Source organism: Inquilinus limosus MP06 (genome assembly GCF_000767795.1).
In the GTDB taxonomy this organism is placed as follows: Bacteria; Pseudomonadota; Alphaproteobacteria; order DSM-16000; family Inquilinaceae; genus Inquilinus; species Inquilinus limosus_E.
The window spans coordinates 1-19,281 of the sequence record NZ_JANX01000048.1 but is presented as its reverse complement, the minus strand read 5'-3'; the positions used below and the strand labels follow the sequence as shown (position 1 = coordinate 19,281).

Annotated in this window: 18 protein-coding genes; 12 read left to right on the top strand and 6 right to left on the bottom strand. The window is 68.6% G+C overall.

Annotated elements, in window-relative coordinates; translation table 11 throughout:
• Window positions 1-186: 186 nt before the first annotated feature.
• A complete protein-coding gene (locus P409_RS06475; protein ID WP_152613260.1) occupies window positions 187-2,151 on the bottom strand; it encodes a lytic transglycosylase domain-containing protein in 1,965 nt (654 codons plus the stop codon).
• 51 nt (window positions 2,152-2,202) lie between these two features.
• Here P409_RS06475 and dapA point away from each other — a divergent pair, with 51 nt between their 5' ends.
• Together dapA and smpB are read left to right on the top strand one after the other, a co-directional pair.
• The gene (gene dapA / locus P409_RS06470) at window positions 2,203-3,078 is read left to right on the top strand and encodes a 4-hydroxy-tetrahydrodipicolinate synthase (protein WP_034833203.1); all 876 of its coding nucleotides are present in this window, start codon (window positions 2,203-2,205) and stop codon (window positions 3,076-3,078) included.
• A 19-nt stretch (window positions 3,079-3,097) separates the two neighbouring features.
• Complete coding sequence (gene smpB / locus P409_RS06465; protein WP_034833201.1) at window positions 3,098-3,568, top strand: SsrA-binding protein SmpB; 471 nt, start codon at window positions 3,098-3,100, stop codon at window positions 3,566-3,568.
• A 47-nt stretch (window positions 3,569-3,615) separates the two neighbouring features.
• On the opposite strand, the gene P409_RS06460 is transcribed toward smpB, so the two are convergent.
• The gene (locus tag P409_RS06460; protein ID WP_052120102.1) at window positions 3,616-4,239 is read right to left on the bottom strand and encodes a LabA-like NYN domain-containing protein; all 624 of its coding nucleotides are present in this window, start codon (window positions 4,237-4,239) and stop codon (window positions 3,616-3,618) included.
• 212 nt (window positions 4,240-4,451) lie between these two features.
• On the opposite strand from P409_RS06460, the gene rpoZ reads away from it, so the two are divergent.
• The 9 genes from rpoZ (at window position 4,452) to P409_RS06415 (ending at window position 14,996) form a co-directional block, all read left to right on the top strand.
• Window positions 4,452-4,898, top strand: coding sequence for a DNA-directed RNA polymerase subunit omega (rpoZ, locus tag P409_RS06455; RefSeq protein WP_034833199.1), 447 nt, complete (start codon window positions 4,452-4,454; stop codon window positions 4,896-4,898).
• A 202-nt stretch (window positions 4,899-5,100) separates the two neighbouring features.
• The gene (locus P409_RS06450) at window positions 5,101-7,266 is read left to right on the top strand and encodes a RelA/SpoT family protein (RefSeq protein ID WP_034833197.1); all 2,166 of its coding nucleotides are present in this window, start codon (window positions 5,101-5,103) and stop codon (window positions 7,264-7,266) included.
• 84 nt (window positions 7,267-7,350) lie between these two features.
• Window positions 7,351-8,124 (top strand): signal peptidase I, encoded by a 774-nt coding sequence (lepB, locus tag P409_RS06445; RefSeq protein WP_052120101.1) that lies wholly within the window; start codon window positions 7,351-7,353, stop codon window positions 8,122-8,124.
• Window positions 8,076-8,822 carry a ribonuclease III gene (rnc, locus tag P409_RS06440; protein ID WP_081991317.1) on the top strand — a complete coding sequence of 249 codons (747 nt, stop codon included), beginning with the start codon at window positions 8,076-8,078 and terminating at the stop codon, window positions 8,820-8,822. Before lepB ends, rnc begins: the two co-directional genes overlap by 49 nt.
• The gene (era, locus tag P409_RS06435; protein WP_034833196.1) at window positions 8,819-9,724 is read left to right on the top strand and encodes a GTPase Era; all 906 of its coding nucleotides are present in this window, start codon (window positions 8,819-8,821) and stop codon (window positions 9,722-9,724) included. The genes rnc and era overlap by 4 nt, the downstream gene beginning before the upstream one ends.
• A gap of 195 nt (window positions 9,725-9,919) precedes the next feature.
• On the top strand, window positions 9,920-10,654 hold the full coding sequence (gene recO / locus P409_RS06430; RefSeq protein ID WP_034833194.1) for a DNA repair protein RecO: 735 nt from the start codon (window positions 9,920-9,922) through the stop codon (window positions 10,652-10,654).
• A 10-nt stretch (window positions 10,655-10,664) separates the two neighbouring features.
• Complete coding sequence (gene parC, locus P409_RS06425; RefSeq protein WP_034833192.1) at window positions 10,665-12,881, top strand: DNA topoisomerase IV subunit A; 2,217 nt, start codon at window positions 10,665-10,667, stop codon at window positions 12,879-12,881.
• 146 nt (window positions 12,882-13,027) lie between these two features.
• Window positions 13,028-13,606 (top strand): biotin transporter BioY, encoded by a 579-nt coding sequence (locus P409_RS06420; RefSeq protein ID WP_238578610.1) that lies wholly within the window; start codon window positions 13,028-13,030, stop codon window positions 13,604-13,606.
• A 298-nt stretch (window positions 13,607-13,904) separates the two neighbouring features.
• Complete coding sequence (locus P409_RS06415) at window positions 13,905-14,996, top strand: TRAP transporter substrate-binding protein (RefSeq protein ID WP_034833190.1); 1,092 nt, start codon at window positions 13,905-13,907, stop codon at window positions 14,994-14,996.
• 54 nt (window positions 14,997-15,050) lie between these two features.
• Here the strand turns inward: P409_RS06415 and P409_RS06410 are convergent, their stop codons facing one another.
• The 4 genes from P409_RS06410 to P409_RS06395 form a co-directional block, all read right to left on the bottom strand.
• Window positions 15,051-16,625 carry a TRAP transporter large permease gene (locus P409_RS06410; protein ID WP_052120099.1) on the bottom strand — a complete coding sequence of 525 codons (1,575 nt, stop codon included), beginning with the start codon at window positions 16,623-16,625 and terminating at the stop codon, window positions 15,051-15,053.
• Between the two features lie 32 nt (window positions 16,626-16,657).
• On the bottom strand, window positions 16,658-17,206 hold the full coding sequence (locus tag P409_RS06405) for a TRAP transporter small permease subunit (RefSeq protein WP_034833189.1): 549 nt from the start codon (window positions 17,204-17,206) through the stop codon (window positions 16,658-16,660).
• A gap of 272 nt (window positions 17,207-17,478) precedes the next feature.
• Window positions 17,479-18,213: an arginyltransferase gene (locus tag P409_RS06400; RefSeq protein WP_034833188.1), complete on the bottom strand. Its 735-nt coding sequence runs from the start codon at window positions 18,211-18,213 to the stop codon at window positions 17,479-17,481.
• Between the two features lie 122 nt (window positions 18,214-18,335).
• Window positions 18,336-18,821 (bottom strand): AAA family ATPase, encoded by a 486-nt coding sequence (locus tag P409_RS06395; RefSeq protein WP_034833187.1) that lies wholly within the window; start codon window positions 18,819-18,821, stop codon window positions 18,336-18,338.
• Between the two features lie 79 nt (window positions 18,822-18,900).
• On the opposite strand from P409_RS06395, the gene P409_RS06390 reads away from it, so the two are divergent.
• A partial coding sequence (locus P409_RS06390; RefSeq protein ID WP_034833185.1) for a hypothetical protein occupies window positions 18,901-19,281 on the top strand: 381 nt, incomplete at its 3' end.

Below are 19,281 nucleotides of genomic sequence, written 5' to 3'. Positions count from 1 at the left end.
GTGACGGAGACGATCATCGTTCTTTCTCAGCAAGTTATCGACAGAATTTAAATTCAGATCTGAACTTACCTGTCATTGCCGGGCTTGACCCGGCAATCCAGAAGATGTCGACGCCGCCTGGATACCCGGGTCAAGCCCGGGCATGACACGACGGGGGAATGGCAGGCATCCCGCCATGGCCACCCGTCACCGCAGCAGGTCGGCCTCCAGCGCCCCGGCCTTCGGCGCCTCGCCCAGGCGCAGGCGGTAGACTTGCGTGTTCTCCAGCACGCGCTGGACGTAGCTGCGCGTCTCCGGCAGCGGGATGGATTCGATCCAGTCCACCACCTGCTCCGGCGTCTTCGACGGCGTCGGCGCCCAGGTGTCGACCCGGCCGAAGCCGGCATTGTAGGCGGCGATGGCCCGCGGCCAGTTGCCGTCATAGCGCTTGATCAGGTCGGCCAGGTAGCGGCTGCCGAGGCGCAGATTGTGCACCGGGTCGCCGCTGAGCATGCCGGTGGTGTGGTCGATGCCCAGCGACTGGGCCACGTCGCGGGCGGTGCCGGGGCGCAGCTGCATCAGCCCGATCGCGCCGGCGCTGGAGACGGCGGTGGCGTTGAACTCGCTCTCCTGCCGCGCCAGGCCCAGCACCAGGGCCGGCGGCAGGCCGCTGAGGTCGTCCGGCATCGCCACCAGCGGATAGGCGGCGTCGACCACGGTCAGCCCGTCGCGGGCCGCGGCCTTGGCGGCGCGGACGGCGACGAAGGGGTACTTCATCGACGAGGCCAGCGTCGCCAGCAGCCGGTTCTTCTCCGGCGTGTCGGCATCGACCATCAGCTTGCGCAGGAACAGATCGGCCCGGTCGCGCTGGCCGATGGCGTCGAGCAGCCGGGCGGCACGGGCCAGGTCGCCGCCATAGGCCGCCACCGCCTGGGTGCTCGGCGTCGCCGAAACAGGCAATGCCGCGATGCTCGGCTGGTCCAGCTTGTCGGCGGCGAGCTGGCCGTAGAAGGTCAGGGTCTGCTTCGCCGCCAGCCGGTACCAGTCCACCGCCTTCTGCTTGTGCCCCGCCGCCTCATGCGCCCGGCCGGCCCAGTAGGCGCCGCGGGCCAGGCTGATCGGCATCGAGACGTCGCCGTACAGCTTCTCGAAATGCTCGACCGCGTCGGACGGACGATTGAGGAAGCGCAGCGCCAGCCAGCCGGCCAGGAAATCCTTGTCGGCCCGGTCGACCGGGTCGCTCTGCTCCCGCGCGGTCACCAGCTGATAGGCCTTGGTGTAGGACTGCTCGTCGAACAGTCGGCGGGCGATGATGTGCCGCTCCAGCCACCAGTCCCTGGCATGGGCCGAGGTCTTCGGCTGCTGCGCCAGCATCTCGATGGCGCCGGCCTCGTCGTTGTTGCGGCGGCGCCAGCGGGTGCGCTCGTAGAGGATGCCCTCATCCTGCAGCAGCTTGGCCGGCAGGGCCCGCACCGCGGCGGAGGCGTCCGGCGTGCGCGCCATCAGCTTCAGCCGCGTGTCGGCCAACTGGCGCCGGTCGCCGGAGACGCGGGGCAGCATGCGTCGCGCTTCCTCGGCCCGCTCGGCCCACAGCAGCGTGTCCAGCCGGGCCCAATGATCGTCCGGCCCCAGCAGCCCGCCGAAGCGGGCCAGGAACTCGGTCTCCTGCGCGCCGGTCAGGGAGATGCTGCGCCAGGTGTCGCGGACCCAGATCCGGGCGCGGATCGGATCGTTGGCCTGCAGCGCCGTGCCGAAATGCAGCGCGCCCTCGGCCGTCAGCGGGGCGAAGGCGTCGAACCAGGCGACCACGGCGTCAGCCGGCAGCCCGTCCGGCATCGCCCGCTCGGCGCGGCGGCGCAGCGCGACGACATTGGGCCAGCCCGGGTTGCGGACGACGAAGGCCGCCAGCTCCTCGAAGCCGGCGGTGCTGTCGGCGCGCGACAGGTCGGCCCAGGTCGCCAGCCGGCCGACCAGGGTGTTGGCCATCTGGCTCTCGACTGTCCGCACCACGTCCCAGCCGTTGCGGTCGACGGCGAAGAACAGGGCCTGCGCCGCCTTGATCTCGGCCGGGGTGGCCGGCTGGGCGAGGACCGGGGCGGCGGTTCCGAGCAGCAGGGCCCCACAGGCCACCAGAAGGGCGGCGGCCAGCGCCGTTCGCTTGCCGGCCCGCACCACAGCGGCTATGACACTGCGTTCACCACCCCAACGCCCACGGAAGCTTCCATGTTCAAGGGATCGATCGTCGCCCTGATTACGCCCTTCACCGAGAGCGGGGTGGACGAGAAAGCCTTCCAGAGCTTCGTCGACTGGCAGATCCGCGAGGGCACCCAGGGCGTCGTGCCCTGCGGCACCACCGGCGAGTCCCCGACGCTGAGCCATCCCGAGCATGAGCGGGTGATCGAACTGTGCGTCGAGGTCGCGAAGGGCCGCGTCCCCGTGATCGCCGGCACCGGCTCGAACTCGACCGAGGAGGCGATCTCCCTGACCCGGCACGCGAAGAAGGCCGGCGCGGACGCCGCGCTGATCGTCACGCCCTACTACAACAAGCCGACGCAGGAAGGTCTCTACCAGCATTACAGGGCCATCCATGACGCGGTCGAACTGCCGATCGTGATCTACAACATCCCGGGCCGCAGCGTGATCGACATGTCGGTCGACACCATGGCCCGCCTGGCCGAGCTGCCGCGCATCGTCGGGGTCAAGGACGCGACCGCCGACCTGGTGCGGCCGCTGGCGACGCGGGTGCGGATCGGTCCCGAGTTCTGCCAGCTTTCGGGCGAGGACGCCACTGCCACGGCGTTCCTGGCGCAGGGCGGCCATGGCTGCATCTCGGTCACCGCCAACATCGCGCCGCGGCTCTGTGCCGAGATGCATGCCGCCTGGGAAGAGGGCAACCTGGCGCGCATGGGCGCGATCCGCGACCTGCTGATGCCGCTGCACCGGGCGATGTTTCTGGAGACCAGCCCGGGGCCGGTCAAGTACGGCGCCAAGCTGCTGGGCCTGTCCGACGACCGCGTCCGGCTGCCGCTGGTGCCGCCGGGCGAGGCGACGCGGAATGCGGTGCGGGAGGCGATGGTCCTCGCCGGCCTGATCAACTGAGCGGAGCGACCTGAGCATCATGGCACAGCCGAAGACCCCGGGCCGCGTCGTCGCGCAGAACCGGCGGGCGCGGCACGACTACTTCATCGACGAGAATGTCGAAGCCGGCATCGTGCTGGTCGGGACCGAGGTGAAGGCGCTGCGCGAGGGCCGCGGCAACCTGCAGGACGCCTATGCCGGCGAGATGCAGGGCGAGCTGTACCTGTTCAACGCCCATATCCCGGAATACGGGCCGGCCCAGCGCTTCAATCACGAGCTGAAGCGGCCGCGCAAGCTGCTGGTGCGCAAGCGCGAGCGGGACAAGCTGCTGGGCAAAGTGAAGCGGGAGGGCATGACCCTGATCCCGCTGTCGATCTACTTCAACGCCCGCGGCTTCGCCAAGGTCGATATCGGCCTGGCCCGGGGCAAGAAGGCGCATGACAAGCGCGAGACCATCAAGGCGCGGGACTGGCAGCGCGAAAAGGCGCGCGTGATGCGGGACCGCGGCTGAGTTCGCGCCAGGCCGGTTCCCTCACGGGGAAACCGGCCTTGGCCACATCAAGCAGAGCGGGCGTAGGCGCCGGCCTGCTGCACCGTCTCCTCGACATTGCCGTCGTCGCCCTCCACCGGGGCGGCCTGGGTGCGGTTCGGCGCGTTCATGCGCTGGATGTGCGGCGCCAGCTCCATCAGCTCGACGAAGTTGTCGGCCTGGCGGCGCAGCTCGTCCGACACCATCGGCGGGCTCGACTTGATGGTCGAGACCACGGTGACGCGGACACCCTTGCGCTGGATCGCCTCGACCAGGCGCTTGAAGTCGCCGTCGCCCGAGAACAGCAGGATGTGGTCGGCGCGATCGGCCATCTCCAGCGCGTCGATCGCGAGGTCGATGTCGACATTGCCCTTGACCCGGCGCCGGCCCTGGCTGTCGGTGTACTCACGCAGCGGCTTGGTCACCATGGTGTAGCCGTTGTAGTCGAGCCAGTCGATCAGCGGGCGGATGGGAGAATATTCCTGATCCTCGATCAGCGTCGTATAATAGAAGGCGCGGATCAGGCGGCCCTTCTTGGCGAACAGGTCGAGCAGCCGGCGATAGTCGATATCGAAACCAAGCGAACGGGCGGCGCCATAAAGGTTTGCGCCATCAATGAATATTGCGAGCCGTTCTTCCTTATAGAAAATCATGTGCGTTCCTTCGCGGCAGGGGACGGGTGACAGATTGGGTTCGCTACTCAGTTTGCAAGGAGCGGTCAACGGGGTTGCGACGGCGCTTGCGCATTCGCCGCAACTGCGGTAGGTGGTCCGCCCTTCGGTATAACAAAGATGCGGCCATTGCGTTGCATCCATCGTGTCACGATTTTATCGTCGTGGCTGTTTTTGTGCAGGAGCGGTTGCCCATGGCTCGCGTCACCGTCGAGGATTGCGTCCTCAAGATCCCGAACCGGTTCGATCTGGTCCTCATGGCGGCCCAGCGCGCCCGTGACATCTCGTCCGGCGCGGCGCTGACGCTGGATCGTGACGACGACAAGAACCCGGTGGTCGCGCTGCGCGAGATCGCCGACGAGACGGTCGCGCTGGACGGCCTGCGGGAGGCCCTGGTCAAGGGCCACCAGAAGCTGGCCGAGATCGACGAGGCCGATGAGGAGATCATCGAGCTGATGGCCGGCGAGGAGGAGTGGCTGAAGGCCGGCGTGGCGCCGCAGGGCCCGGCCGGCGCGGTCGGCTCGGACGAGGAATCCACCTTCGGCATCGACGCCTCCGATGATGATGCGGATGTCGATGCCGAGGAGGAAGAGGACGGCCGCGGCGACCTGGAAATCGGCTCCTCCGACGACGACATCTGATCCGAGCGGGACTGCCCGGCATGGTGTCAGGCCGCCTGCCGGGAGAACGGACGATGCGGCTTGACCGGCCGGGCCAGGGCATAGCTGCCGCGCGCCTGCCGAATTTGATCCACAACGCAACGGATTGTGGTTCAACATATTGTCCGAAGGGGCGCTGGGCCGCCCCTTCGGGAGAATCACATATGGATCGGTGGCGCGCGGCATGATCCGCCAATATGAGCTGGTCGAGCGTGTCAAGGCTTACGACCCCTCGGCGGACGAGGATCTGATCAACCGCGCCTATGTCTATTCGATGAAGGCGCACGGATCGCAGAAGCGCGCCTCCGGCGACCCCTATTTCGTCCATCCGATCGAGGTCGCCGGCATCCTCGCCGGCATGAAGCTCGACACCGGGTCGATCGTCACCGGCTTGCTGCACGACACCGTCGAGGACACCGGCGCGACGCTGAGCGAGCTGGAAGGCCTGTTCGGGCGCGAGACCGCGCAGCTGGTCGACGGCGTCACCAAGCTGTCGAAGCTCGAACTGCAGAGCGACCAGTCCAAGCAGGCGGAAAACTTCCGCAAGCTGGTCCTGGCGATGTCCAAGGACATCCGGGTGCTGCTGGTCAAGCTGGCCGACCGGCTGCACAACATGCGCACCCTCGGCGCCTTCAACAACGAGGAGAAGCGCCGCCGGATCGCCCGCGAGACGCTGGAGATCTACGCGCCCCTGGCCGAGCGCATCGGCATGCACGGCATGCAGGAGGAGCTGGAGGACCTGGCCTTCGCCCAGCTCCACCCCGATGCGCGCGAGAGCATCGTCCGCCGCCTGGCCCAGCTGCGCGAGGAAGGCCAGGACGTCGTCTCCAAGATCATCGCCGAGCTGCAGCGGGTGCTGGAGGAGGGCGGGCTGAAGGCCGCCGTGCTCGGCCGCGAGAAGCGCCCGTACTCGATCTGGCGCAAGATGCAGCGCAAGAACATGGCGTTCGAGCAGCTGACCGACATCATGGCCTTCCGGATCGTGGTCGAGACCGAGGGCGAGTGCTACCACGCGCTGGGCCTGATCCACGGCCGCTACGCCTCGCTGCCCGGCCGGTTCAAGGACTATATCTCGACGCCGAAGCCGAACGGCTACCGGTCGCTGCACACCGCGGTGATCGGGCCGATGCGGCAGCGCATCGAGGTCCAGATCCGCACCCGCGACATGCAGGAGATCGCGGAGCTCGGCGTCGCCGCGCACTGGGCCTACAAGTCGGGCGAGCGCAACCAGGACGGCACCCAGTACCGCTGGCTGCGCGACCTGCTGGACATTGTCGACCAGGCCCAGAAGCCCGAGGAGTTCCTGGAGCACACCAAGCTGGCCCTGTTCCAGGACCAGGTGTTCTGCTTCACCCCCAAGGGCGCAGTGATCGCCCTGCCGCAGGGCGCGACACCGGTCGACTTCGCCTATGCGGTGCACAGCCAGATCGGCGACACCTGTGTCGGCGCCCGGGTCAACGGCCGGATGGTGACGCTGCGCCACCTGCTGCAGAACGGCGACCAGGTCGAGATCATCACCTCGAAGACCTCGACGCCGTCGCCGGAATGGGAGCGCTTCGTCGCCACCGGCAAGGCGCGGGCCTGCATCCGCCGCTTCATCCGCGGCCAGCAGCATGACGAGCACGCCAAGCTCGGCCGCTCGATGCTGCAGGGCGTGTTCCGGCAGGAGGGCTACGAGTTCTCCGACAAGGCGCTGGAAGGCGTCCTCAAGATCTTCAAGGCGGCCGAGCCCGACGACATCCTGGCCAATGTCGGCGCCGGCCTCTTGGGCGCGCGCGACGTGTTCCACGCCGTGTTCCCGGGCCATCGCGCCCAGGTGCAGCAGGAGAAGGAGCGCTCGGGCAAGGTCGTGCCGCTCACCCGGGCGCGCAAATCCAATGCGGGCGGCGGGCCGGGGGCGATCCCGATCCGCGGCCTGATCCCGAACCTGGCCGTGCACTATGCCCGCTGCTGCCACCCGATCCCGGGCGACCGCATCGTCGGCATCGTCACCACCGGCAAGGGCGTGACCATCCACACCATCGACTGCGACACGCTGGAGAGCTTCTACAATGCGCCCGAGCGCTGGCTGGACGTCAGCTGGGACGCCGGCGTCGACACGGTCGAGGACCATGTCGGCCGCATCCAGGTGACGATCAGCAACGAGCCGGGCAGCCTGGGCACGCTGACCACCGTGATCGGCAAGAACGGCGGCAACATCACCAACCTGAAGATCACCAGCCGCTCGGTCGATTTCTTCGAGATCCTGATCGACATCGACGTCAAGGACGTCAAGCACCTGACCAACATCATCGCGGCCCTGCGCGCCATGCCGGTGATCAGCGCGGTGGACCGTGCGCGCAGCCGCTGACCTTTGCCCGCCCGGCGCGGCTGCGACCACGTCGCCCCTGCCGGTGATTGATTTCCCCTCGCCGCCGGACCATACAGGGGCGCCATGAGCCAGAACCAGAAGACGATCGAGATGTCGAAGAAGAAGGGCGGCGGATGGGTCGAAACCATCCTGACCGTGGTCTATGCGATCGCGATCGCCTTCGGCATCCGCACCGTCGCCTTCGAGCCGTTCAACATCCCGTCCGGCTCGATGATCCCGACGCTGCTGGTGGGCGACTACCTGTTCGTGTCGAAGTTCTCCTACGGCTACAGCGCCCAGACGATCGCCTTCGGCCTGCCGCTGTTCGACGGCCGCATCCTGGGCAGCCCGCCGGCCCGCGGCGACGTCGCCGTGTTCCGGCTGCCGAAGGACACCTCGGTCGACTACGTCAAGCGCGTGATCGGCCTGCCGGGCGACCGGGTCAAGGTCACCGCCGGCCGGCTCTACATCAACGGCCAGATGGTCGAGCGCCGCGAGATCGAGCCCTATGCCGCGACCACCGGGTTCGGCCAGCGCATCGTGCTGCACCAGTACATCGAGACGCTGCCGGGCACGGAAGGCAACCCGCCGGTCGAGCACCGCATCCTCGAGATCAACGACAACCAGCCCTATGACGACACGCCGGAATACCAGGTGCCGGCGGGCCACTATTTCATGATGGGCGACAACCGCGACAACAGCCTGGATAGCCGCGCCGATGTCGGCTACGTGCCGGTCGAGAACTTCGTCGGCCGGGCCGAGTTCCTGTGGTTCAGCCTCGACGACGCCAGCTTCTGGCAGGTCTGGAAATGGCCGTTCGCACTCCGCTTCAGCCGCATGTTCACGGGGATCCACTGATCTCCGGCGGGACCGAGGGAGAGGGCCTCGACGCGTTCGCCCGGCGGCTCGGCCATGCCTTCCGCGAGCCGATGCTGCTGGTCGAGGCGCTGACGCATCCCAGCGTCAGCGGCCAGAAGCGGCGCGTCGCCAAGCACGGCTATGAGCGGCTGGAGTTCCTGGGCGACCGGGTGCTGGGCCTTGTCATCGCCGAATGGCTGCTGGAGCGCTTCCCGAAGGAGGCCGAAGGCGCCATCGCCAAGCGCCATGTCGCCCTGGTGCGGCGCGAGGCGCTAGTCGAGGTGGCCCGGGCGATCGGCCTCGGCCGCCATCTCGTGCTGTCGCCGGGCGAGGAGGTGGTGGGCCGCGAGAACCCGACCATCCTGGCCGATGCGTGCGAGGCGGTGATCGGCGCCCTCTACCGCGACGGTGGGCTGCCGGCGGCGGCCGCCTTCATCCGCGCCGGCTGGGCCGGCTTCATCGACCGCCACGCCGCCCCGCCCCAGGACCCGAAATCGGGGCTGCAGCAATGGGCGCTGGCCCGCGGCCTGCCGCTGCCGCGCTATGTCGAGGTGTCGCGCGGCGGCAGCGACCACCTGCCGGTGTTCGAGATCCGGGTCGAGATCGACGGCCAGCCCTCGGCCAGCGCCACCGGCCCGTCCAAGCGGGTGGCCGAGCGCGAGGCCGCCGCCGCCCTTCTGCAAAGGCTTTCCCAATGACCGAAGACGCGACCCGCTGCGGGTTCGTCGCCCTGATCGGTGCCCCCAACGCCGGCAAGTCGACCCTGCTCAACACCCTGGTCGGCACCAAGGTCGCCATCGTCTCGCCGAAGGTGCAGACCACGCGCAGCCGGGTGCTGGGCATCCTGACCGAAGGCCAGACCCAGATCGTGTTCGTCGACACGCCCGGCATCTTCAAGCCGCGCCGCCGGCTGGACCGAGCCATGGTCGCCGCCGCCTGGGGCGGGGCGGCGGAGGCCGATCTGGTGCTGCTGCTGGTTGACGCCGCGCTGAAGGGCGTGCGCGAGGAGACCCGCGGCATCGTCGAGAAGCTGGCCGAGACCAAGCGCAAGGCAATCCTGATCCTGAACAAGATCGACGCGGTGCGGCCGGAGGTGCTGCTGGCACTGGCCGCCGACCTGAACGCCTCGGGCGTGTTCACCGACACCTTCATGATCTCGGCCCTGACCGGCAGCGGCGTCGACGACCTGCGCCGCCACCTGGCCGGGCACCTGCCGGAAGGCCCCTGGCTGTTCCCGGAGGACCAGGTCTCCGACATGCCGATGCGGCTCCTCGCCGCCGAGATCACGCGCGAGAAGCTGTTCCTGCGGCTGCAGCAGGAGCTGCCCTACGCGGTCGCGGTCGAGACCGAGAGCTGGGAGGAGCAGCAGGACGGCAGCGTCCGCATCTCCCAGATCATCTATGTCCAGCGCGACGGCCAGAAGGCGATCGTGCTCGGCCGCGGCGGCCAGATGATCAAGGCGGTCGGCACCGCCGCGCGGCTGGAGCTGGAGGAGATCACCGAGCAGCGCGTGCACCTGTCGCTGTTCGTCAAGGTGCGCGAGAACTGGCTCGACGACCCGGCGCGGTACTCGGTCTGGGGGCTGGACTACGACGCGTGACCGGCGCGGCTCTCCCCTTTTGTGTCATTGCCGGGCTTGACCCGGCAATCCAGGGGCCACCGGAGCGGCATCGACATCTCTGGATGCCCGGGTCAAGCCCGGGCATGACACAGGAAGAGAGGGGCACGCATTCCGCAGCTTCAGATGTTCCCGTTTCGTGCTATACGATCGGCATGACCTTGGACGGGGCATGATGTGGACTGGCGCGACGACGGCATCGTCCTGACCGTCCGCCCGCATGGCGAGGCGGCGCTGATCACCGGCGTGCTGACGCGGGAGCACGGCCGCCATCTCGGCGTCGTGCACGGCCAGCGCCGGCGCGCCCAATTGCCGCCCGGCACGCTGGTCTCGGCGCAATGGCGCGGCCGGCTGGCCGACCATCTCGGCACCTGGACCCTCGAGGTCGACCGCACCCCGGCCGCCGCGATCATGGACGAGCCGCTGCGCCTGCTGGCCCTGGTCTCGGCCTGCGCCGTGCTCGACGCCGCCTTGGCCGAGCGGCAGCCGCTGCCGGCCGTCTATGACGGCACGATGGCCTTCCTCGACACCCTGACCACGCCGCATTGGGACGCCGCCTATGTGCAGTGGGAGGTCGGGCTCCTCGGCGTGCTCGGCTTCGGGCTCGATGTCTCGCGCTGCGCCGTCACCGGAACCAACGACCATCTCGCCTTCATCAGCCCGAAGACCGGCAGGGCGGTCTCGCTCTCCGCCGCCGGGCCGTATCGCGACCGGCTGCTGCCGCTGCCCGGCTTCCTGATCGGGCGCGAGCCGGCGGTTCCCCCCGCGGTGGCGCAGGGGCTGGAACTGACCGGCCATTTCGTCGACCGCCACCTCTTCGCCCAGGCCGGCCGCCCCCAACCGGAGGCGCGGACCCGCTTTGTCGAGGCCTATCGCCGAAGCGCGCTTCGGCCTGCGGCGCCGTTACGCTAGACTTCGAGCCATGACCAGCACGCCTTCCGAGTCGATCCTGCCGGTGCCGCTGCACGACGCGCTGAGCACCCGTTATCTCAACTACGCGCTGTCGACCATCACCTCGCGCTCGCTGCCCGACGTCCGCGACGGGCTGAAGCCGGTGCATCGCCGATTGCTCTACGCGATGCGGCAGCTGCGCCTGGCCTCGACCACGCCGCCGAAGAAATCGGCCCGCGTCGTCGGCGACGTCATCGGTCAGTACCATCCGCATGGCGACGCCTCGATCTACGATGCGCTGGTGCGCATGGCGCAGGATTTCGCCCAGCGCTATCCGCTGGTCGACGGCCAAGGCAATTTCGGCAATATCGACGGCGATAACGCCGCGGCGATGCGATACACCGAGGCCCGGCTGACCGCCGTCGCCGAGGCGCTGCTGGAAGGCATCGACGACGACGCGGTCGATTTCCGCGAGACCTATGACGGCGAGGGGCGGGAGCCGGTGGTGCTGCCGGCCGCCTTCCCGAACCTGCTGGCCAATGGCAGCCAGGGCATCGCCGTCGGCATGGCGACCTCGATCCCGCCGCACAATGTCGGCGAGATCTGCGACGCCTTGCAGATGCTGATCAAGCGGCCCTCGGCCACGGTCGACGACCTGCTGACCGTGGTCGCCGGGCCGGACTTCCCGACCGGCGGCGAGCTGGTCGAATCCGCCGCCGCGATCCGCGAGGCCTATGCCACCGGCCGCGGCGCCTTCCGCGTCCGCGCGCGCTGGGAGATCGAGAAGCAGCCGCTCGGCATGTACCAGATCGTGGTCACCGAGATCCCGTACCAGGTGCAGAAGTCGCGGCTGATCGAGAAGCTGGCCGAGATCGTCACCGCCAAGAAGCTGTCGACGCTGGAGGATGTGCGCGACGAATCGGCCGAGGACGTCCGCATCGTCCTGGTGCCGAAGAGCCGCAATGTCGAAGCCGACATGCTGATGGAGCAGCTGTTCCGGCTGACCGAGCTGGAGAGCCGCTTCAGCCTGAACATGAATGTGCTGGACGCCACCAACGTCCCGCGCGTCATGGGGCTGAAGGATGTCTGTCGCGCCTTCCTCGACCACCGGCACGAGGTGCTGGAGCGGCGGTCGCGCCACCGCCTCGGCAAGATCGAGCGGCGGCTGGAGATCCTCGGCGGCTACCTGATCGTCTTCCTCGACCTCGACGAGGTGATCCGCATCATCCGCGAGGAGGACGAGCCGAAGCAGGCGCTGATGGCGCGCTTCACCCTGACCGAGGTGCAGGCCGACGCCATCCTCGACATGCGGCTGCGCAGCTTGCGCAAGCTCGAGGAGATGGAGATCCGGCGCGAATTCGACGGCCTGTCGGGCGAGCGCGACCAGATCCAGGCCCTGCTGGCCGACGAGGGCAAGCGCTGGAAGGCGATCTCGGCCGAGATCGGCCAGATCAAGAAGAAGTTCGGCCAGGACACCGAGCTGGGCCGCCGCCGCACCAAGATCGGCGAGCCGCCCTCGGCCGTGGTGGTGTCGCTGGAGCCGCAGATCGAGCGCGAGCCGATCACCGTGTTCCTGTCGGAAAAGGGCTGGATCCGCGCCCTGCGCGGCCACGGCCTGGACCCGGCCGAGATCAAGTACAAGGACGGCGATTCCGAAGGCTTCGTGCTGCAGGCCGAGACCACCGACAAGATCCTGCTGTTCGGCAGCGACGGCCGCTTCTACACGCTGGGCGCCGACAAGCTGCCGCGCGGCCGCGGCTTCGGCGAGCCGGTCAGGATGCTGGTCGATCTGGCCAATGACGCCGACATCGTCGCCCTCCTGGCCCATGTGCCCGGCCGCAAGCTGGTGCTGGCCTCGACCGACGGCCGCGGCTTCGTGGTGCCGGAAAGCGACGTGGTCGCCCAGACCCGGGCCGGCAAGCAGGTGCTGAACCTGAATGACGGCGCCAAGGCGGCGGTGTGCCGGCCGGTGACCGGCGACACGGTGGCGGTGGTCGGCACCAACCGGCGCCTGCTGTGCTTCCCGCTCGGCGAGCTGCCGGAGATGTCGCGCGGCAAGGGCGTGACGCTGCAGAAGTATCACGGCGCCGCGCTGTCCGACCTGACCGTGTTCAAGCGCGAGGAGGGGCTGATCTGGCAGATGGGCGGCGGCCGCACCCGCACCGAGCCGGAGATCCCGGTGACCGCCCGCGGCCGCACCGGCAACCTGCCGCCGCGCGGCTTCCCGCAGAACAACAAGTTCACGTGACCTGTCGCTTCGCCTCCCTCCCTGTCATTGCCGGGCTTGACCCGGCAATCCAGAGGGTGTCGATAGCGTCTGGATGCCCGGGTCAGGCCCGGGCATGACAGGAACGGGGCCGCGGCCCTCGGCAGAAAGACAAACGGAGCCCTGACATGACCACCCGCACCCTTCCCCCGATGCTCTCGCTGTGGCGCGCCGACGGCCAGTCGGGCCTGCTGCGCGCCGCCGTGCTGGTGGTGCTGGGCTCGGCGCTGATGGCGCTGTCGGCCAAGGTCCAGGTGCCGTTCATCCCGGTGCCGATGACGCTGCAGTCCGGCGTGGTGCTGCTGATCGGCGGCGCCTATGGCTGGCGCCTGGGCGGCCTGACCATGCTGGCCTATCTGGCCGAAGGCCTCGCCGGCCTGCCGGTCTTCGCCGGCCTGGCCGCCGGCCCGGCCTATTTCTCCGGCCCGACCGCGGGTTACCTGGTCGGCTTCGTGGCCTCGGCCGCGCTGATGGGCCTGGCGGTGGAGCGCGGCTGGACCTGCAGCCTCGTGGGCATGGCCGCTGCCATCGTCGTGGCCTCGGTGGTGCCGTTCGTCACCGGCGTTGCCTGGCTGGCGGTGCTGGTCGGCCCGGCTGCGGCGATTTCCGCCGGCCTGCTGCCGTTCATCCCGGCGGCCGCCCTCAAGGGCGCCCTGGCCGGCCTGCTGCTGGCCAAGTTCGACGGCCTGGCCCAGCGCCGCGGCTGAGACTGGCCTGTTTCCTTGCCGTCATTGCGAGGAGGCGAAGCCGACGAAGCCATCCAGGGGCCAGTGTGGATCGGCCCCTGGATGGCTTCGCTGCGCTTGCAATGACGGCGTCGGAAGTTCGGAACAGGTCCATAAGCGGGAGTGGCAACGCACAAAATCGAGGGTTTTCTTCCTCGAACGAGAACCTCCGTTGCGTCCCGGCCCTGGTTTTCATTAGATGACTGCGGCGCGGCGGCGAACGAATCCGCCGCCGCGGGTTGTCGTGCCCATCGAGGCGAAACAGGGGGGACTGCAGAGGATGAAGCGGCGGAATTTCATCGCGACCGCGGGGGTGGGCCTGGCGGCCGCGCCGCTGGCGGCGCCGGCGATCGCGCAGGACAAGCCGGAGATCAAGTGGCGCCTGGCGTCGAGCTTTCCGAAGTCGCTCGACACCATCTATGGCGGCGCCGACGTGCTGTCGAAGACGCTGTCGGACCTGACCGACGGCAAGTTCCAGATACAGGTCTTCCCCTCGGGCGAGCTGGTGCCCGGCCTGCAGGCGCTGGACGCCGCGCAGAACGGCACGGTCGAGGCGGCGCACACCGTCGCCTACTACTACGTCGGCAAGGACCCGACCTTCGCCATCGGCTCGTCGATCCCGTTCGGCCTGAACGCCCGGCAGCAGAACGCCTGGCTGTATCACGGCGGCGGCAACGATCTGCTGAACACCTTCTTCGCCAATTACGGCGTGGTCGGCTTCCCCGGCGGCAACACCGGCACCCAGATGGGCGGCTGGTTCCGCAACGAGGTCAAGTCGCTGGCCGACCTCAAGGGCCTGAAGATGCGCATCGCCGGCCTTGCTGGCCGCGTCGTGGAGAAGATCGGCGTGGTGCCGCAGCAGATCGCCGGCGGCGACATCTACCCGGCGCTGGAGCGGGGCACGATCGACGCCACCGAGTGGGTCGGCCCCTATGACGACGAGAAGCTCGGCTTCTACCAGGTCGCCAAGTTCTACTACTACCCGGCCTTCTGGGAAGGCGGCCCGACCGTGCATTTCCTGTTCAACAAGGAGAAGTACGAGGCGCTGCCGGAGGGCTACAAGAAGGCGCTGGCCGCGGCCACCGAGGTCGCCAACTTCAACATGCTGGCGCTGTACGACGTGAAGAACATCGCCGCGATCCGCAGCCTGGTCGGCAAGGGCGTGCAGCTTCGCCCGCTGCCGCGCGACGTGCTGGACGCCGCCTACACCGAGTCCTTCAAGCTCTATGACGAGCTGTCGGCCTCCAACGCCAACTGGAAGGCGATCTACGAGCCGTGGAAGAAGTTCCGCGGCGAGGCCTATCAGTGGTTCCGCGTCGCCGAATACACCTATGACAGCTACGTCTACGCCCAGCAGGCGGCCGGGAAGTAACCCGACCCTCCGCTGAACGGAAGGGGCCGGTCCTTGGCGGGACCGGCCCCTTTGCTATTTGAAGTCCGGCGGCGGCAGCGGGTCGCCGGGCTGTGCCGGGGCAGGGGCCGGCTGGCCGCCCGGGGCCGGCGGGGCGCCGAAATCCGGCGGCGGCGGGGCGCCGAAATCGGGCGCGGCCGGCGTGCCGAACGGGTTGGCGCCGTCGACGCCCGGCATCGGCACGTCGATATGGATGCTCGCGGGATCGACCTCGACCTGCCCCGACTTGTAGTGGGTCACCAGCCCCGGGAAGGCGATGACGATCGCGACCATCAGGACCTGGATCACCACGAAGGGGATCGCCCCTCGGTAGATCTGGCCGGTCGTCACCGGCGCGATGGTCTTTCCCGTCACCTTGTCGCGATAGGCCCGGGTCGGCGCCACCGAGCGCAGGTAGAACAGCGAGAAGCCGAAGGGCGGGTGCATGAAGGAGGTCTGCATGTTGACCGCCAGCAGCACGCCGAACCAGACCAGGTCGATGCCCTGGCTCGCCGCCACCGGGCCCAGAAGCGGCACGATGATGAAGGCCAGTTCGAAATAGTCGAGGAAGAAGGCCAGGATGAAGACCAGGATGTTGGCGACGATCAGGAAGCCGATGACGCCGCCCGGCACCGAGGTCATCAGATGCTCGACCCAGACATGGCCGTCGAGGCCGTAGAAGGTCAGCGAGAAGACGCGGGCGCCCAGCAGGATGAACAGCACGAAGGCGGACAGCTTGGTGGTGGTGTCCAGCGCCTGGCGGATCATCGTCATGTTCAGACGGCGATTGATCGCCGCCAGGATCAGCGAGCCGACCGCGCCCATGGCGCCGCCCTCGGTCGGCGTGGCGATGCCGAGGAAGATGGTGCCGAGCACCAGGAAGATCAGCACCAGCGGCGGGATCAGCGAGGTCACCACCTTGCCGGCCAGGGCCAGGCCGCGGAGGGTGCGGGCCTCGCGCGGCAGGGCCGGGGCGCTGTCCGGCCGGATGATCGACATGATCAGGATGTAGCTGGCATAGAGGCCGGTCAGCACCAGACCCGGCAGCAGCGCGCCCTGATACATGTCGCCGACCGAGCGGCCGAGCTGGTCGGCCATGATGATCAGCACCAGGCTGGGCGGGATGATCTGCGCCAGCGTGCCGGAGGCGGCGATGACGCCCGAGGCGAGCGACCGGTCATAGCCGTAGCGAAGCATGATCGGCAGCGAGATCAGCCCCATCGAGATCACCGAGGCGGCGACCACGCCGGTGGTGGCGGCCAGCAGCGCGCCGACGAAGATCACCGCATAGGCCAGGCCGCCGCGGACCGGGCCGAACAGCTGGCCGATCGTGTCCAGCAGGTCCTCGGCCATGCCGCTGCGTTCGAGGATCAGCCCCATGAAGGTGAAGAACGGCACGGCCAGCAGCGTCTCGTTCGCCATCTGCTGGTAGAAGCGGTCGGGGATGGCGCCGATCAGGTTGAACTGCAGCACGCCGAGCTCCACCCCGATCAGGTAGAAGACGAAGCCGACGGCGGCGAGGGAGAAGGCGACCGAGTAGCCGAGCAGCAGCACGACCACCAGGGAGGCGAACATGAGCGGCGCCATGTTCTCGATCAGGAACTGCGTCATCCGGGCAGGCCTTCAGGAACCGGTGGGGCGGGTCAGAGCGGATCGGCTTCGTGATCGTGCGCCGGCACGATGTCGGGGATGCGCCCGGACAGGATCGCCAGCCGCTTGATCAGCTCCGACAGGCCCTGCAGCGCCAGCAGGGCGAATCCGGCCGGGATCAGCGCCCAGACCGGCCAGCGGATCAGCCCGCCGGCATCGCCCGAGGTCTCGCCGCTGGCGAATTTGTCGACCACCACCGGCCAGGAGATCAGGATGGCGACGACGCAGAAGGGCAGCAGGAAGAACAGGGTGCCGAACACCTCGATCCAGATCTGGGTGCGGCGCGAGCAGCGGCCGTAGAGGATGTCGACCTTGACGTGCTCGCCCTTCAGCAGCGTGTAGCCCGCGGCCAGCAGGAACACCGCCGAGAACAGGTACCATTGCAGCTCCAGCCAGGCGTTGGAGCTGACCGAAAAGGCCTTCCGCAGGATGGCGTTGCCGGCGCTGACCAGGATCGCGACCAGGACGAGCCAGGATACGGCCCTTCCGATCCAGCCGTTCACGGCGTCGATGGCGCGGCTGGCGCCCAGCAATGCTCCCATGGAACCTCCCCCGGTTTCTTGTCTCTTGGTGCGCAACGGATTGGATCGGTGCAATTCGCTGTTGCGAAATATCAGCTTTCGCGCGCGAGACCAACCGGCGATTGGCTCCCGGGACGTCACGGATGGATCGTCATCCCGTGCGCGCTGCGGTGCGAAGTGCCGCTGCGCAGACACGGGATCCGCCGATATCCCCCACGAGATCCCGGTTCTGCGGCGCACCACTTCATGCTGCGCCGCGCCCGGGATGGCGATCGTGTCCGGAAAGGACTGGCTCAGCCGTCCTGGTCGAGCGTCGTCCAGCCGCTGTCGGTCAGGGCCTCGAGCGGCTGGAAGCGGGCCTTGTAGGCCATCTTCTGGCTCTGCGCGATCCAGTAGCCGAGATAGACGTGGTCGAGGCCGGTCTGCCGCGCCTCCTCCACCAGGGCCAGGATCACATAGGTGCCCAGGCTGCGCTGCGGCACGTCGGGGTCGTAGAAGCTGTAGACGGCGGACAGCCCGTCCTCCAGCACGTCGACCAGCGCGGCGGCGCGCAGGGTGCCCGCGGGGTCGCGGAACTCGATCAGCGCGGCGCTGCCGCTGCCTTCCTCGATCATGCTGCCGTAATCGGCCCGCGACATCCGCGCCATGTCGCTGTCGCCATGGCGGTGCCGCTGGTAGCGCAGGAACAGCGCGAACTGCTCGTCGGTGCCGATGGGCAGCACCGAGCGGCGGCTGAGGTCGAGATTGGCGGCCCAGGCCCGGCGCATGCTGCGGCCGGCGGCGAAGCGCGCCACCGGGATCCGCACCGGCACGCAGGCACGGCAGCCGGGGCAGACTGGGCGATAGACGATGTCGTGGCTGCGCCGGAACCCGGCCTGCGACAGGGTGGTGTTCAGCGAGCGCGCGTCGCCGCCGTTCAGCCGGGTGAACAGCTTGCGCTCGACACGGCCGGGAATATAGGGGCAGGGCAGGGGGCCCGACCGGTAGAAATGCTGCAGACGACCGAGCTTGCCGTCGATGACGGACATCAAAGGCTCCTGGGCCGAGGCACTGACCTCATACCCATACTGCACCACAGTGCCGGATCGCGGGCAAGCGACTCGGATGCCGGGTCGCCATGCCGGGGTATGCGGCCGGATCTATCGCGGCTTCATGTCAACCGCAGAATCGCGTCGACCGTCTCGGCGACCGGCCGGCGGGTGTCGATCTCGTGATCGGCGGACTGGCGCAGCAGCGGCTCGACCAGCGCCACCAACTCGGCCGCCCTGCGCCGCTCCTCCCCGGTCCGGCCGTAGCCGTCGGTGCGCGCCGCCATCCGCTCCAGCAGCGTCTCGACCGGGGCGGACAGCAGGATCACCAGGTCGATCCGGGGCAGGAACCGGCCCATGGTCTCGGAGGTGCCGCTGAGAAACAGCGTGCGGTCTCGCGGCGCGGCCAGCAGCGCGTCCAGGCGGTCCTCCCGCCACACCCAGTCCTTGCCCTCGCCCGGCGTCAGATCGTCCCCGGGGGCGGCATCGACCCATTCCGACCATTCCGGCGTGTCGAGGTCGCGGGTGTCATGGCCGCGCGCCGCCAGCTCGCGGATCACGGCGGTCTTCCCACTGCCGGACATGCCGGTGATCAGGACGGTCTTCATCGATAGCTCCTCGTCGGGCTTCGCGGGGACTGTAACTTCGGACTGGCGCAATTTCCAATTCTCGTTCATGATATGTTCTATGGATAAGGCGCAGCCCGATTCTGGTCCGATCAAGCCGAGCGACCCCGACCTGCACTGGACGGAGTGGGCGCTGGACCGGCTGCGCGACATCGTGGATCTCGAGATCCGCACCATGCGGGCCACCGTGCGGGAGCACGAGCAGATCCTGCGCGGCGCGGAGATGCCGGACTTTCCGCTGATGCAGTCGCGCCTCGCCCGCTCGGTGCGGCTGTCGATCGCGATGACCGAGCGGATCCGGCGCGACTATCTGCTGCGCAAGCAGGAGCGGATCGCGTCCGGCGAGCAGGAGCGGCGGCGGCAGAAGTGCGAGCAGGCGGTCGAGATCGCGGTCAAGGCGATCGCCAGGCCCGCCGAGCCGGAAGACGCCGAACGCGTCCAG

Excerpts from the sequence above, each read along its gene's own strand:
- dapA (WP_034833203.1), top strand. The coding sequence starts at position 2,203 with ATGTTCAAGGGATCGATCGTCGCCCTGATTACGCCCTTCACCGAGAGC.
- smpB (WP_034833201.1), top strand. The coding sequence starts at position 3,098 with ATGGCACAGCCGAAGACCCCGGGCCGCGTCGTCGCGCAGAACCGGCGG.
- P409_RS06460 (WP_052120102.1), bottom strand. The coding sequence starts at position 4,239 with ATGATTTTCTATAAGGAAGAACGGCTCGCAATATTCATTGATGGCGCA.
- rpoZ (WP_034833199.1), top strand. The coding sequence starts at position 4,452 with ATGGCTCGCGTCACCGTCGAGGATTGCGTCCTCAAGATCCCGAACCGG.
- P409_RS06450 (WP_034833197.1), top strand. The coding sequence starts at position 5,101 with ATGATCCGCCAATATGAGCTGGTCGAGCGTGTCAAGGCTTACGACCCC.
- lepB (WP_052120101.1), top strand. The coding sequence starts at position 7,351 with ATGAGCCAGAACCAGAAGACGATCGAGATGTCGAAGAAGAAGGGCGGC.
- rnc (WP_081991317.1), top strand. The coding sequence starts at position 8,076 with ATGGCCGTTCGCACTCCGCTTCAGCCGCATGTTCACGGGGATCCACTG.
- era (WP_034833196.1), top strand. The coding sequence starts at position 8,819 with ATGACCGAAGACGCGACCCGCTGCGGGTTCGTCGCCCTGATCGGTGCC.
- parC (WP_034833192.1), top strand. The coding sequence starts at position 10,665 with ATGACCAGCACGCCTTCCGAGTCGATCCTGCCGGTGCCGCTGCACGAC.
- P409_RS06420 (WP_238578610.1), top strand. The coding sequence starts at position 13,028 with ATGACCACCCGCACCCTTCCCCCGATGCTCTCGCTGTGGCGCGCCGAC.
- P409_RS06415 (WP_034833190.1), top strand. The coding sequence starts at position 13,905 with ATGAAGCGGCGGAATTTCATCGCGACCGCGGGGGTGGGCCTGGCGGCC.
- P409_RS06410 (WP_052120099.1), bottom strand. The coding sequence starts at position 16,625 with ATGACGCAGTTCCTGATCGAGAACATGGCGCCGCTCATGTTCGCCTCC.
- P409_RS06405 (WP_034833189.1), bottom strand. The coding sequence starts at position 17,206 with ATGGGAGCATTGCTGGGCGCCAGCCGCGCCATCGACGCCGTGAACGGC.
- P409_RS06400 (WP_034833188.1), bottom strand. The coding sequence starts at position 18,213 with ATGTCCGTCATCGACGGCAAGCTCGGTCGTCTGCAGCATTTCTACCGG.
- P409_RS06395 (WP_034833187.1), bottom strand. The coding sequence starts at position 18,821 with ATGAAGACCGTCCTGATCACCGGCATGTCCGGCAGTGGGAAGACCGCC.